At 69.9% G+C, this 14,689-nt stretch carries 12 protein-coding genes; 11 read left to right on the top strand and 1 reads right to left on the bottom strand.

What is annotated here, in order from left to right; genetic code table 11:
* Positions 1-8: 8 nt before the first annotated feature.
* Positions 9-716 (bottom strand): DUF1684 domain-containing protein, encoded by a 708-nt coding sequence (locus tag KEC57_RS17325; protein ID WP_229385947.1) that lies wholly within the window; start codon positions 714-716, stop codon positions 9-11.
* A gap of 89 nt (positions 717-805) precedes the next feature.
* Here KEC57_RS17325 and KEC57_RS17330 point away from each other — a divergent pair, with 89 nt between their 5' ends.
* From KEC57_RS17330 to ligD, 11 genes are all read left to right on the top strand, one after another.
* Positions 806-3,454, top strand: coding sequence for an ABC transporter substrate-binding protein (locus tag KEC57_RS17330; protein WP_229385948.1), 2,649 nt, complete (start codon positions 806-808; stop codon positions 3,452-3,454).
* Positions 3,451-4,446 (top strand): ABC transporter permease, encoded by a 996-nt coding sequence (locus KEC57_RS17335; RefSeq protein WP_229385949.1) that lies wholly within the window; start codon positions 3,451-3,453, stop codon positions 4,444-4,446. The genes KEC57_RS17330 and KEC57_RS17335 overlap by 4 nt, the downstream gene beginning before the upstream one ends.
* The gene (locus KEC57_RS17340) at positions 4,443-5,303 is read left to right on the top strand and encodes an ABC transporter permease (protein WP_229385950.1); all 861 of its coding nucleotides are present in this window, start codon (positions 4,443-4,445) and stop codon (positions 5,301-5,303) included. Before KEC57_RS17335 ends, KEC57_RS17340 begins: the two co-directional genes overlap by 4 nt.
* A gap of 5 nt (positions 5,304-5,308) precedes the next feature.
* Positions 5,309-6,877, top strand: a complete 1,569-nt coding sequence (locus KEC57_RS17345) for a dipeptide ABC transporter ATP-binding protein (RefSeq protein ID WP_229385951.1) — start codon at positions 5,309-5,311, stop codon at positions 6,875-6,877.
* 1 nt (position 6,878) lies between these two features.
* Positions 6,879-7,946: a peptidase C39 family protein gene (locus tag KEC57_RS17350; protein ID WP_229385952.1), complete on the top strand. Its 1,068-nt coding sequence runs from the start codon at positions 6,879-6,881 to the stop codon at positions 7,944-7,946.
* Between the two features lie 136 nt (positions 7,947-8,082).
* On the top strand, positions 8,083-10,578 hold the full coding sequence (locus KEC57_RS17355; protein ID WP_229385953.1) for an ATP-dependent helicase: 2,496 nt from the start codon (positions 8,083-8,085) through the stop codon (positions 10,576-10,578).
* A 233-nt stretch (positions 10,579-10,811) separates the two neighbouring features.
* A complete protein-coding gene (locus KEC57_RS17360; protein ID WP_229385954.1) occupies positions 10,812-11,969 on the top strand; it encodes an SseB family protein in 1,158 nt (385 codons plus the stop codon).
* An 87-nt stretch (positions 11,970-12,056) separates the two neighbouring features.
* A complete protein-coding gene (locus KEC57_RS17365; protein WP_229385955.1) occupies positions 12,057-12,452 on the top strand; it encodes an ArsR/SmtB family transcription factor in 396 nt (131 codons plus the stop codon).
* Positions 12,449-12,925, top strand: a complete 477-nt coding sequence (locus KEC57_RS17370; protein WP_229385956.1) for an SRPBCC family protein — start codon at positions 12,449-12,451, stop codon at positions 12,923-12,925. Before KEC57_RS17365 ends, KEC57_RS17370 begins: the two co-directional genes overlap by 4 nt.
* Before the next feature lies 1 nt (position 12,926).
* Positions 12,927-13,523: a dihydrofolate reductase family protein gene (locus KEC57_RS17375; protein ID WP_229385957.1), complete on the top strand. Its 597-nt coding sequence runs from the start codon at positions 12,927-12,929 to the stop codon at positions 13,521-13,523.
* A 49-nt stretch (positions 13,524-13,572) separates the two neighbouring features.
* The gene (ligD, locus tag KEC57_RS17380) at positions 13,573-14,604 is read left to right on the top strand and encodes a non-homologous end-joining DNA ligase (protein ID WP_229385958.1); all 1,032 of its coding nucleotides are present in this window, start codon (positions 13,573-13,575) and stop codon (positions 14,602-14,604) included.
* Positions 14,605-14,689: the final 85 nt, after the last annotated feature.

Consider the following 14,689-nt stretch of genomic DNA (forward strand, 5'->3'; position numbering starts at 1 on the left):
GACCGGATTCAGCGCACGACGAGCTCGCCGGCCGCGATCGGAACCGTCCAGCGGTTGCCGGGCGGTGGGAAGACACACGCGTAGTGGTCGGAGAACGCGCACGGGGGAAGGTAGGCCCGGTTGAAGTCGAGTTCGACACGGCCGTCGGCGTCGGGGCCGTCCATGCGCAGGAAACGGAAGCGATAGCTCTGCACACCGCTGGTGGCATCCGCGAATGCGGCGAACAGCGAGCCGTCGCCTTCGCGCTGGACGGTCAATTCGAACTCGAGTCCGTCGAGGACGAACGACACGATGCCGTGGTACTGCGTCTCGGTGTGATGCCCGTCGACGGATTCGGCGACGACCGCGCGGCTGCTCGGCGTGAAGCCGCCCGCGACCCGACGCGATGGGCTGAACTCCGCCCGTTCGATCCTCGCGATCCCGCGCCGGGCTGCGGCGGCAGGATCCAGCACGCGCAGGGCGACCGATCCTGCGCGACCCTTCGCACGCAGTGCCAGCTCGCCGCAGCGGGTCTGCTCTTCGGGACGCAGTCGCACCTCCCATGGCAGTTCCCGCCCGACAGCGGATTCGTCGTCGGCGCACCAGATGCCCGGGATGCCGTCGAAGCGTCTTTCGGTGGCGTCGAGCCAGTGGGTGGCGGCGAGCGACGCGATCCCGTGCGGGGCCCACACGGCGTTGTCTCGTGCGGAGATCCACAGTGCATGCGTGTCGTCCATCGGTCCCGTTCTCGCGTCGTATGTCGGCGTGTGTCCCATTGAGACATATTGTTACACAATAGAAATCTCAAGGTGAATAGCATCTACCTATGGATGAGGTGGATGCGCCGGAAGTCGACGCCCTGACCCGCGCACTGGACGTGCACTCGCTGCGCATTCTGGTCGCCATCGACCAAGAGGGTTCGATCAGCGCCGCCGCGCGGTCCCTTGGATACACGCAGCCGACCATCACCCAGCACGTGCAGCGACTCGAGGCCAGGCTCGGGGCGGCCCTCGTCGCCCGCACCGCGCGTGCGGCCACTCTGACACCGGTCGGCGACCTGCTGGCGCGGCATGCGCCGCGTATCGACGCCAGCCTCACGGCCGCCGCCACCGAGCTCGCGCGCGTGCTCGGCCGTCGCGCCGGCGTCGTCCGATTCGCGGCTCCCGTCGAGAGCGTCGCGCACGTGATCGCACCGACCATCGCGAGACTCGCCGCAGAGATCCCCGGGATCGAGGTCTCGGTGCACGAGACCGCCGACGCCGAGAAGGCCCTCGAGATGGTGCACGGCGGTCGCGCCGACATCGCGGTCACCATCGACGTCACCGCGGCGAATGGTCGGCGCACGAGCGCCCGGCGAAACGGGACGCGCACCACCTTCCTCTTCGCCGAGGAGATCGTCGTCCTCACTGCCGCCGAGGTCGATGCCCCGGGTGGCCGACTGGATGCGGGGCTGCTCGCCGCGCTGCCGTGGATTCGCGGACGCGGGACCTGCAGCGACGTCGTGGCCGCCATGATCGGGCGAGCCGACCGCGCGGACGACCTCGTGGTGAGCCGCCCGGATGCGGCGATCGCGCTCGCTGCGCACGGGGCCGGGTCAGCGTTCGTCGCGGAGTCGGACCTCGCGGGGATCTCCCTTCCCGCGAGTCTGCGCACGCTCGGGATCGCGCCGTCTTTCACGCGCCGCATGTCGGCGACGACTCTCCTGGAGGCTGCGTCGATCCCCGCCGTGGCAGCCGCCGTTCGCACGCTCGCCGCTCACCGTCCCACGCGCGCCGAGGTCGAGGTCCTCCTCGACGCCCGACGCCGCAGCGAGAACCACCGCTCTCGTTTTCGCACCGCTCATGCACCCCTACCCGAGGAGGGTCACACCATGCCGTTCCCGTCCACAGCCCGTCTGGCGAAGGCAGCAACCGTCGCCACCGCCGGCGCCCTGCTTCTGGCAGCCTGCTCCAGTCCCGCGCCCGAGACCAGCACGGGCCCCGACACCGGGGCGGAGATCGACCACGTCACGGTCGCCCTTCCTGGATCGCTGTCGAGCCTCTATGTCGGCCAGGAGGCCGGCATCCTGAACTACTACATCGCGTCGATCGCTCAGGAGGGGCTGGTCTCCATCGACGCGCAGGGTCGCATTCAGCCGGGGATCGCGGAGTCCTGGGAACAGCCCGACGACGTCACGTACGTCTACGAGCTGCGCGATGACGCCGTGTTCCAGGACGGCACCCCGGTGACCGCCGACGACGTGGTCTTCAGCCTCGAGCAGGCTCGCGACGAGACGAGTTCGCCTGGCCTCGCCTACTACCTCACGAACGTCGACACGATCGAGAAGACCGGCGATGCCGAGGTGACGATCACGCTGTCCGAGCCCGACGCGGCGTTCGCGGCGAACATGAGCACCGGCGGTGCCGCCTTCATCACATCGAAGGCGTTCTGGGAGGAGCACGACGGCACGGTCGGAACCGCGGATGCACTGCTGCTCGGCACCGGCCCCTACCAGGTGACCGAGTTCGCGCCCGATTCCCACGTCACCTTCGAACGGGTCGACACGTGGTGGGGCGAGCTTCCGAAGGTCAAGGAGATCACCGTCAACTTCGTCCCCGACGAGTCGACGAGGCTGCTCGCCGCCCAGTCGGGTGACGTCGACGTGGCCTTCAACGTTCCCCTCGCGCAGTCCCAGCAGTGGGAGAACCTCGACACGATGCGCGTCGACTACGTCAACGACCTGTCGTACGTCGGTCTCTACTTCAACACGAGCATCGCGCCGTTCGACGACCCGAAAGTGCGAGAGGCGTTCGCCCACGCCGTCGACCGCGACGCGTACGTCGAGAAGCTGCTGCGCGGTCACGGCGAGGCCGCCACGGCCATCATGACGCCGGAGTCGCTCGGGAAGGTCTACGACGCCGACGCGGCGCGCGACCTTCTGGCCGAGATTCCGCAGTGGGACTTCGATCTGGATGCCGCGAAGGCGGCACTGGCCGACTCTTCCGTGCCCGACGGGTTCGACGTCGAGATCCTCACCCCGAACACCGGCCCGCAGCTGGGCACGGCCGCTCAGGCGCTCGCGCAGAACCTCGCCGAGATCGGCATCACCCTCAACGTGCGCGAGGTGCCGATCGAGGAGTGGCTCGCGAGCCTGGATGCGTCGTCGGACCACGGCGCGAACCTGATGTGGTATTTCTCGACGCTGGGCGACCCGGCCGAGGTGCCGAGCTACCTTCTCGGCGCCGGCAACCCCGCCGCGTACGACAACCCCGAGATCCTGGACCTGCTCGCACAGGCGGGGGCGGAGGCGGACCCCGCGGCCCGCGTCGACCTGCTCGTGCAGGCCGAGTCGCTGCAGGCAGAGGATGCGATCAACATCCCGCTGTGGTGGGGGCAGTCGGCGACCGCGTTCGCGAAGGACCTGGGGATGACCGACTACAGCTCGTTCGCCTTCATCTCGTCGTGGCCGACCCAGCTGTACCGGACGGGTCAGTGACCCTCACCCTCCCTGTTCGAGCGCGCGCATCGCGGTACCGGTCGGTCGGCCGGCTGCTCGCGGTGCGCGTGCTCGGCATGCTCGTCGTGCTGCTCGTGCTGTCGGTCGTCATCTTCTCTCTGATGCACGTCGCACCGGGAGACATCGTCAAGAACCTCCTCGGCAACCGGCCGTCGTCGCCGGAAGCGGTGGCGGCGATCCGGGAGCAGTACAACCTGGACGATCCGGTCTGGCTGCAGTATCTGAAGTGGCTGGGCGCCTTCGTCGTCGGAGACCTCGGGCAGTCCATACGTCTGCAGGTGCCGGTGGCGGATGCCATCGGTCAGCGCGTCGGGATCACCCTGACGCTGTGCGCGCTGGCATTCGTCGTCGCCCTCGCGGTCGCCGTGCCGCTCGGCGTGCACAGCGCCGTGCGCGCGGGTGGCTGGACGGACCGCGCCGCCAGCAGCCTCGCGGTCGTCGGCCTGAGTGCGCCCACGTTCGCCGTCGGCCTGCTGCTCCTGTACGTGTTCGCCTACTACCTCCGGATCTTTCCCGTCTACGGCGCGGGCTCCGGCGGGCTGGACACCCTTTGGCACCTCGTGCTCCCGGCGGTCACTCTCGCCCTGGGTCTCGGCGCGATCGTCGTCAAGCTCACGCGTGCGGCGATGCTGCGTGAGCTCGAGTCCGACTACGTGACGTCGGCCCGGGCCCGCGGCATCCCCGAGTCTCAGGTGCGACGTACGGCCCTGCGAAACGCGGCGATCCCGATCGTGACCGGCGCGAGCCTCGTGCTCACGTTCCTCGTCGGCGGCACGGTGCTCGCCGAGACGACGTACGCGCTCCCCGGACTCGGGACGCTGCTGCAGGACTCCGTGCTGTTCAAGGACATCGCGGTCGTCCAGTCCCTGACACTGCTGGTCGCCGTCGTCATCGCCGTCATCGCGCTGCTCGCCGATCTCGCGTATCTGATGCTCGATCCCCGCATCCGCCGCAACGAGGGGGCGCAATGACCGCCGCGATCGATCTGCTCACCGCCCCGCCGCGATCACGTCGCCGTCGCCCTTCCGCGACCGCCGTCCTCGCCTTCGTGGTGCTGGGTCTGACCGCCGGCGCGGTCGCGTTCGGTGGGCTCGTGTACCCCGACGCCATGCGGCAGGACATCCTGTCGAGCCTGCTTCCGGCCGGCGCGCCCGGCCACCCGCTCGGCACCGACGAACTCGGGCGCGACGTGTGGGCGATGACCGTGGCAGGCGCTGCATCCGCGCTGATCGGACCCATCTGCGTGGCCATCGGCTCGATGATCCTCGGCATCGTCCTGGGCACCCTCGCCGGGTATGAGCGCGGCTGGCTCGACGTCGTGATCAGCCGCTGGACCGACCTGCTGCTCGCCCTTCCCGTGCTCCTGGCCGCCATCGTCGTGTCGGGGGTGTTCGGAGGCGGCTATTGGGTGACGGTGGTGCTGCTGATCCTCCTCTTCTCCCCGTCCGACATCCGCATCGTGCGTGCCGGTGTGCTCGAGCAGTCCGCGCGCCCGTACATCGAGGCGGCACGGATGCTGTCGCTGTCACGCTGGCGCGTCATGTTCCGGCACATCCTGCCCAACGTCTCCACCCTCGTGCTCACGAACGTCATGCTCAACGTCGCCTTCGCGCTGGTGGCGTTCTCGTCGCTGTCGTTCCTCGGGGTGGGTGTTCCGCCGGGGACGGCGGATTGGGGCCGTCAGCTCACCGACAACCGGGCGATCATGTTCGACAACCCCGCCGCCGTCATCGTGCCCGCCGGGCTGATCATCCTCGTCGCCTCCGCCGTCAACCTCGCCGGGGACTGGGCCGGCCAGCGGCTCTCGCAGGTGGGCAGGACACTGTGAGCGGCGTGGAGATCACAGCGCTCACGGTCATCGGGCACGACGGCCCGGTGGTGCACCCGCTCGATGCTCGCATCGAGCCCGGACGCACACTCGCCGTCATCGGCGAGTCGGGATCGGGCAAGACGCTCACCGCGAAGTCGCTCGTCGGGCTGCTTCCGCGCGGCTTCCGAGCCGAGGGCTCCGTGCGGATCGGTGAACGCACGCTCGCCCTCGACGCTGCGCAGGCGGCCTGGAGATCCGTGCGCGGCGGCACGGTGACGCTCCTGCTCCAGGATCCCTTCACGAGCCTCTCGCCCGTGCACCGGTGCGGCGATCAGATCGGGTGGACGTTGGATGCCGCGGCCGGGCGCCGTCTGCCGAGCGCGGAGCGCGATCGCGCGATCGCCGAGCGGCTCGCCGAGGTGAAGCTCCCCGCGCACGTCGCCCGCTCGTATCCGCATCAGCTCTCCGGTGGAATGAGGCAGCGCGTCGCCATCGCTGCGGCTCTCGCCGCAGACCCGCAGCTGCTCATCGCGGATGAGCCCACGACGGCGCTGGATGCCTCGAACCAGGCCGAGATCCTCGACCTCCTGCGGTCGGTGCAGCAGGCGCGGAGTCTCTGCGTCATCCTGATCTCGCACGACCTCGGGATGGTGCGAGGCCGCACCGATGACGTCCTCGTGATGCGCCACGGCGAAGTCGTCGAACGGGGCATGACAGCCACGGTGCTCGCCGATCCGCAGCATCCGTACACGCGCGCGCTCATCGAGGCGGACCCGACCATCGCGGTCTCGACCCACGCGAGCGATGACAGGATGCCGGTCGCGCACGACGCACCTCTGCTCCGCGCGACGGGAGTCGTCAAGACGTTCGGAGATCGGCTGGTGCTCGACGGCGTCGCCCTCAGCATCGGTGCCGGCCAGATCGCCGGAGTGGTCGGTGAGTCGGGTTCCGGCAAGTCGACTCTCGCCCGCTGCATCGCCGGACTCGAGACGGAGGACGCGGGTGAGATCGTGTTCGACGGCGAGCGTCTGGCGCCCGGCCGACGATCGCGCACGCCCGGGCAGATGCAGATCGTGTTCCAGGATCCGTATTCGTCGCTCAACCCGATGATGTCGATCGGCGCGATCCTGCGCGAGGCGCTCCGGGTCGCGCGGCGCCCGGCGAGCGAGATCCACGACCTGCTGGAGACGGTGGGGCTGCCGGCCGAGATCGCTCGCAAGCGGCCCGCAGAGCTCTCAGGAGGCCAGCGGCAGCGGGTCGCCATCGCCCGCGCTCTTGCGCCGCGGCCACGGCTGCTCATCTGCGACGAATCCGTGTCGGCGCTCGACGTATCGGTGCAGGCGCAGATCCTCGCACTGCTGCTGCGTCTGCGAGAGGAGATCGGCATCGCGGTGCTGTTCATCTCGCACGACCTCGCCGTCGTGCGCATGATCGCCGATTCCGTCACGGTGCTCTGGAACGGACGCGTCGTCGAGTCCGGTACGTGCACGCAGGTGCTGAACGCGCCGCGCCACGAGTACACGGCGCTCCTGGTGGCCGCCGCGCGCCGCGAGAACACGATGACCGCCCTCGAGATCCCCCGTGAGGACTGACATGCCCGCACCGCTCCGCGTCGATTCAGACGCGCTACCCGCCGACGTCGCAGACGAGCTCGAGGCCTTCGACCTGCCGGGGGAACGGCTCGAGAGGTGGCGCCTCCCGCGCAACGGGTATCGTCCCACCACCTGGGTCGCCCGCGACGCGGACGGAATCGTGGCCGCGGCCGCGCTGACGAGCGGCAGGCCGGCGACGGCCGCCGTGAAGATCGTCGACGTCTGGTGGCGAGATCGAGCGGCTGCAGTCCTCCTCGTCGACGCGGTCGTGGAGCGGTCGCGCTCCGTCGGCGATGTCGCGGTGAAATGGGAGGTTCCTGCCGGCGCCGAACTGCCGGCGTTCGCCGCAGAGCAGGGTTTCATGCAGATGCGTCGGCCCTGGGCGGCGGTCGGCACAGAGGCCGTCGGCGGCTTCGTCCGCTGGCTCGCCCCGGCCGAGCACGACGAGCCCGGGTACTACGCCCAGACGACGCTGTTCACCTGCGGTGCGGTCGCGGCACTGATCGCCTCCGAGGGAAGCAGCGCCGGCGGCTTCAGCGGAGGTGAAGCGGACCGGGATGCAGAGGTCGGGTTCTGGCGCCGGGCGAGCAACTATCCCGCGTGCGAGCCCGTCGGCCTGGCCGTCGCACTGCATGATCACCTCGTCGATGCGACGGTCGAGGTCGCCCTCGACATCGACGGTCCGGCGCTGCTGGAGGGCCTCACCGGCTTCGACCGCTCGTTCCGCGCGGAGCTGCAGGACGATTCGCTGCGGCAGGCGGGGGAGCGAGGGATGCCGGTGCGCCGCGATCGGGTCGCCGTGTCCGAGATCGCGCGCCGCGTCGACGCGGGCGAGCAGGCCCTGCTGCTGATCGACGAGGCGCCGATGCACGGTGAGAGCGGGCCGCACTGGATCGTCGCCCACGCGCGCGTCGGCGACGCGGTGATCGTCGAGGACCCGTGGATCAGCGTCGAGGTGGGCGAGACGTGGGTCGACACTCACGAGATGCCCGTCCGCCCCGAGGATCTGGACCGGCTGGTGCGCTGGAGCGCCGACGCCTACCGAGGCGTGGTCTTCGTCGCAAAGTGACGACGCGGTGCCGTGACGATGTGCGCCCGACGAGGTCCATCGTCCCTGCTGTAGCGCGGTTTCGGCGCACCGCGCGTCCGCCGCCGGACGCGACCGCGGACGCGGTGTCGGGTCACGCGCCTAGACTTGTCAGGTTATGACCGACGCCTCCGCGGCCGCGCAGCGCGCGGCATCCATCCCCCTCATCGTCGGCGCAGATGCCGGCCCCCGTTCCGCGGGCGCTCGTCCCGACGAAGACCTTCTCGAGGGGCTCAACCCGCCGCAGCGCGAGGCCGTCACCTACCGCGGCCCGGCGCTGCTGATCGTCGCGGGCGCGGGCTCGGGCAAGACCAGCGTGCTGACGCGTCGTGTCGCATCGCTGCTGCGCACCCGTGAAGCGTGGCCCAGCCAGATCCTCGCGATCACGTTCACCAACAAGGCCGCCGGCGAGATGCGCGAACGGGTCGAGGCGCTCGTGGGCGAATCCGCGCGGGGCATGTGGATCTCGACGTTCCACTCCGCGTGCGTGCGGATCCTGCGCCGCGAGGCCGAGCAGTTCGGCTTCACGAAGTCCTTCACGATCTACGATTCCGGCGACTCGCGGGCGCTCATCAAGCGCCTGGTCAAAGAGCACGAGGCAGACGCGTTCGGGCTCACGCCCGCCGCCACGCAGTCGAAGATCTCCAAGCTCAAGAACGAGCTGGCGGATGCCGAGTCCTATGCGCGCTCGGCGAATATGAGCGACCCCGCCGAACGGGTCTTCGTCGAGCTGTTCGGCGCCTACCAGCGCGAGCTCCAGCGGGCGAACGCCTTCGACTTCGACGACCTCATCGGCCAGACGGTCTTCCTGTTCCGTGCGTTCCCGCACGTCGCGGACGTCTACCGGCGCCGGTTCCGTCACATCCTCGTCGACGAGTACCAGGACACCAATCACGCCCAGTACGCGCTCATCCACGAGCTGACGCGGCCCATCGGCTCCGACGCACCGCCGCTGGCCGGCGCGGGCGGCATGATGATCTTCGAGCCGGACCCGGCGGACGATCCCGACAAGGCGGGGGCGTCGCTCACCGTCGTGGGCGACTCCGACCAGTCGATCTACGCGTTCCGCGGCGCCGACATCCGCAACATCAGCGAGTTCGAGCGCGACTATCCGGGTGCCAGGGTCGTGCTGCTCGAGCAGAACTACCGGTCGACGCAGAACATCCTCACCGCCGCCAACGCGGTCATCAGCAACAACTTCGACCGCAAAGACAAGAAGCTCTGGACCGACGTCGGCGCCGGTGAGCAGATCATCGGCTTCACCGGGTACTCGCAGCACGACGAGGCGCAGTTCGTCGCCGACGAGGTCGAGGTGCTCCGGCGCACGGGCCTGGACTACTCCCAGATGGCGGTGTTCTACCGCACCAACTCGCAGTCGCGCGCGCTGGAGGAGATCTTCATCCGCTCGGCCGTGCCTTACAAGATCATGGGCGGCACGAAGTTCTACGACCGCGCCGAGATCAAAGATGCTCTCGCCTACCTCGTCGCGGTCTCGAATCCCGCCGACGAGATGGCGCTGCGCCGCATCATCAACCGGCCGCGCCGCGGCATCGGCGACGTCACGATAGAGACGATCTCCCGCTACGCGCAGGACGAGGGGATCACTTTCCGCGATGCCCTCGCGAACTCGTCGGCGCTGGGCGTCGGACCCAAGATCCAGGCGGCCATCGCGCATCTCGACGCGGTGCTGGCCGAGGCATCCGAGATCATGCTGCCCGCGTCGGGCGAGCTCGCGCCCCCGACCGCGGTCGCGGCGGGACTGCAGCTGCTGCTGACCAAGGGCGGGTACTACGACGCGCTGCGCGCCAGCAAGGGCGCACAGGACGAGGCGCGCATCGAGAACCTCGACGAACTCGTCGCGGTCGCCCGCGAGTTCGCGCGCAACAACCCCGAGGGCACGGTGCTCGACTTCCTGACCGAGGTCGCGCTGGTCTCTGACGCCGACGACCTCGAAGACGCGTCGGGCTCGGTGTCGCTCATGACCCTGCACACCGCGAAGGGTCTCGAGTACGACGCCGTGTTCGTCACCGGTGTCGAAGAGGATCTCATCCCGCACCGCATCTCCGCGGGTGAGCCCGGCGGGCCGCAGGAGGAGCGGCGCCTGTTCTACGTCGGCATCACGCGTGCGCGCAAGCGTCTGTACCTGTCGCTCGCGATGACCCGCGCCCAGTTCGGCGAGGTGACGGTGGCGATGCCGAGCCGGTTCCTCCAGGAGATCCCGAACGAACTCATGCACTGGCGCCAATCGCCCGGCGACGTCAACTCGCGCGGTGGCACCCAGTCGCGTGCCCTCAATGCGCGACGTCAGTCCGGATCGGGCTTCGGCGGCTCGGGCGGCGGTCAGCGATACGGGGACGACCTCGTTCCCCTCCCGCGCAGCGCCCGACGAGAGCCCGGGGCGATCGATCGTTTCGCGAACAAGATCCCTGCCAAGGTGCGCGACAACGGCGACATGGAACTCGCCCCCGGGGATCGCATCCGCCACGACGACTTCGGCGAGGGCCGAGTGGATGCCGTCACGGGCGAGGGTGCGAAGCGCGTCGCGCACGTGCGCTTCGACTCCGCCGGCCCCAAGAAGCTGCTGATCAAGATCGCGCCGATCTCGAAGCTCTGACAGGCGAGGACCGCGCGAGCCCGGGCGGTCTCGAGTCGCTCGTTTCGGCGATGGCGGACCGCGGGAAATACGCTGTCGGGGCTCTCGGCTGCGGTCGGTCGGGTGCGTCCAGACCCGCAGATTGCGCGACCGGTGTGACGCCGGTGTCTCGCGAGTGACGGTCGGGCGAATCCTGCGGCGCCTGCACTCGAGCGGCGGCTGTCCCGGCTGCGGAGCCGGGTTAGGCTCGCACAATGGCTCTGTTCTCGCGCCGCTCGAAGAAGCCCGCCGCCGCACAGCACGAAGCGTCCGCGATCGACGCCGACTCCCGGACCGAACCCGCGGTCGCCGACACTCCGTCGGCGTCGACCGGCGCCGAGGGGGCGGGCAATGCGACGGATGCCGCTGCCGGGCCCACGCGACCCGGGTCTTCGTCCGACGCTCCGGCCGCGGATGCAGAGGTCGCGGCATCCGTCTCGATCTCGCTCTCGTCCTACGCGGGCCTGGGGTCCGTGGCGGTGCCGACGCCCCTGAGCGCTCCGGGCGCCCCCGCACCCGCCGGCGATGCTCCCGCCGCGCCGCGGGCTCGCCCCGCCGCGCGTGCGGCCACCGAGACGGCGCCCGCGGCGACCGAGACCCTTCCGGGCCTGCGCGACAATGTGCTGCTGCGCGAGGCGCTCGCCCGCGTCGAGGCGGGGCCGGCGTCCGCGGCGCTGCTGGATGTGGCCCGCCAGCTGCTGCAAGGACACGTGTTCCTCCGGGTGAGAGGCGACGCGCGCACGCTGCTCGCCGAGGGCAAGGATCTGCCGCTCGCCGCGGCGACGGCGGGGGAGCGCTCGTTCGCCCTGGTGTACTCCAGCGGGGCGGCGCTGCAGGCCAGCCTGAAGGCCGACGGCGACACCGATACCTCGGCGATGGCCCAGCCTGTGCTGCCGGTTCTGCGCCATGTTCTCGCCGGCACGTACGACGGCGTCATCCTCGACCACGCGTCGGCCCCGGCGCGTGCGGTGCTCCCGCGTGAGCTGCTGCAGAAGATGGTCGAGCAGATGGATCCGAAGCTCACGGTGAAGAACCTGCTCACCGCCGAGCGCACCCCCGCGAGGGCGGCCGAGGTGTCCGAGGCCCTCACCCGTGTGCCGCTGTGGGTCGCGGTCGGTACCGCCGAAGGGGGGCAGCCCGGACTCGCCGAGGGGCGGCTGCCCGACGGCTCCCGCTATCTCGAGGTCTATTCGCATCCGCTCGAGGTCGCGGTGATGGGTCGCGGCGACAACGCGGCGCCCCTGTCGGGAGCGCAGCTCGCCCGCGCGCTGGGCGGCGCGACGGGGCTGAGTGGCATCGTCGTCGACCCGGCCGGCCCGTGGATCCGCCTCACCTTGGCCGATCTGGCACCGGTGCTTGCTCTCGCGGACTGACCTGCGCGGCCCTCGGGCGAGGGGTTGACAGCCGGTTCTTCGTGGGTATCCTATTCAACATAAATGTTGATAAACAAGGATGTTGATATGGATGCCGACCAGCTCGACCGCGCATTCGTCGCGCTGGGCGACCCGGTGCGCCGAGCGATCATCGCGCGGCTCAGCCGTGGGCCGGCGACCGTGAACGAGCTCGCAGAGCCGTTTCCGATCACCGTCCAGGCGGTGTCGCGGCACATCCGCGTGCTCGAAGACGCCGGCCTGGTGACGCGTTCGCGCGATGCCCAGCGTCGCCCGGTCCATCTCGAGGCCGCCGCCCTCGAGCAGCTGACCGCGTGGATCGACCGCTACCGGCTCGAGTCCGAACGCGCCTACCGGCGGCTCGACGCGGTGCTCGCCGTCGCGGCATCGGCATCGGCATCCGCATCCGGGACCCCCAGAACCCCTCGCAACCAGAACACTCGCACGAAGGAGAAGGAATCATGAGCAACCCACTCGTCATCGACGCCGTGCCGGGCACGTCCTATGCCGACATCACCCGCGAGTTCGACGCGCCCGTCGCCGACCTGTTCCGCGCGCACGCCGACCCCGAGTTGTACAAGCAGTGGATCGGTCCCGGCGAGGAGCACACCGAGATCACGCACTGGGACTTCCGCTCCGGCGGCGGCTACCGGTTCGTGCAGCGCGACGCCGACGGCGAATACGCCTTCCGGGGCGTATTCCACACGGTCCGCGAGAACGAGCTGATCATCCAGACGTTCGAGTTCGAGGGCTGGCCCGACGAGGTGAGCATCGACACGATCCGCTTCGAGGAGCTGCCCGGCGGACGCTCGCGCCTGGTGGACCACAGCGTGTTCCCGAGCGTCGAGGTGCTCGAGAACATGCAGGCGGAAGGCATGGAGCGCGGCATGCGCGAGGGTTACGAGAAGCTCGACCGGATGCTCGCCGGGAAGAGCTGACATGGGCAAGGTCATCACGTCGGCCTCGGCATCCCTCGACGGATTCGTCGCCCACGAGAACAACGATCCCGGGCGCCTCTTCGACTGGTACGAGGCCGGCGACGTCGAGGTCGTCACCGCCAGCGAGCCGGCCGCGTTCCATCTCACCCGCACGAGCGCCGACTACTGGCAGAGCTGGGTCGGCGACGTCGGATGCCTCGTCGTCGGCCGGCTGCTGTTCGACATCACGGACGGGTGGCAGGGCGAGCACCCGATGGGCGTGCCTTTCGTCGTACTGACGCATGAGGTGCCGACCGAATGGGCCCACGCCCACACCGGCAACGCGCACTTCGTGACGGAGGGCATCGAGGCCGCCATCGCCCGGGCGCAGGAGATCGCCGGCGACCGCGTGGTCGGCGTCGCCGCCGGCACCATCGCCGGCCAGGCGCTCGCCGCAGGGCTCGTCGACGAGGTCGCCATCGACCTCGTGCCCGTGGTGCTCGGCACCGGCCATCGATACTTCGAGGGCGTGGACCCCGCCGCCGTGCGGCTGGGCGATCCGACGGTGGTGATCCAGAGCGCGCGCGTCACGCACATGGTGTTCCCCGTCGAGAGGTGAGCGCGAATGCGGGGTGCCGGATGTCGCGGCATCCCGCTAGCGTCGGACCATGGCGTCCGAACGCATCACGCTCACCGTTCCCGGTCCCGACGGCGCCCGCGAGGTGGGGCTGTCGAGCCCCAATCGTGTGCTGTGGCCCGAGCTGGGGATCACCAAGCACGAGCTCGCCGAGTACGTGATCGCCGTGGCGGTGCCGTTCCTCGCCGCGAACGGCGACCGGCCGGTCTCGCTCGAGCGATTCCCCGACGGCGTCGACGGGGAGCGCTTCTATTCGAAGAACCCGCCGAAGGGCGCCCCGGGGTTCGTCGAGGCGCAGACCGTGACCTACAACAGCGGGCGGCGGCATCCGCAACTCGTGCTCACCGAGATCGCCGCGGCCGTCTGGGCCGTGCAGATGAACACGGTGGTCTTCCACCCGTGGGCGTCGCTCGCCGGCGACACCGACAATCCCGTCGAGCTGCGCATCGACCTCGACCCGCAGCCCGGCACGGATTTCGCGGATGCCGCCGCCGTCGCTCCTGCCCTGCGCGAGGTGCTGGCCGAGGCAGGGCTCACCTCGTTCGTCAAGACCAGCGGCAATCGCGGCATCCATGTCTTCTGCCCGATCGAGCCGACGCACGAGTTCCTCGACGTGCGCCATGCCGTGATCGCGGCCGGACGCGAGCTCGAGCGACGCCTGCCCGAGAAGGTGACGATGAACTGGTGGAAGGAAGAGCGCGGCGAGCGCATCTTCATCGACTTCAACCAGGCCAACCGCGACCGCACGATGGCGGGCGCCTACAGCCCGCGTGCGCTGCCGACCGCCACGGTGTCGACACCGGTGACCTGGGACGAACTGGCCGCTGGAGTGGATCCTGCCGCATTCACGGTCCGCTCGGTGCCCGGGCGCCTGGCCGAGGTCGGTGACCCGTGGGAGCACCTGCTCGCGACGCCCGGGCGCATCGACACGCTGCTGGAGTGGTGGCAGCGCGACCTCGACGCCGGACTCGGCGAGCTCGCGTTCCCGCCCGACTTCCCCAAGATGCCGGGAGAACCCCCGCGCGTGCAGCCCAGCCGCATCAATCCCGAGAACTGGACCTGACGCTGGCGACTGGGCCGACGAGCTTCACCGACCACGCGCCGGACTGAGCGGGCCGGAAGTGGATACACCGTAAACGCGACGAGAC

Origin of the sequence: Microbacterium allomyrinae (assembly GCF_020682705.1) — a bacterium.
GTDB lineage: Bacteria > Actinomycetota > Actinomycetes > Actinomycetales > Microbacteriaceae > Microbacterium > Microbacterium allomyrinae.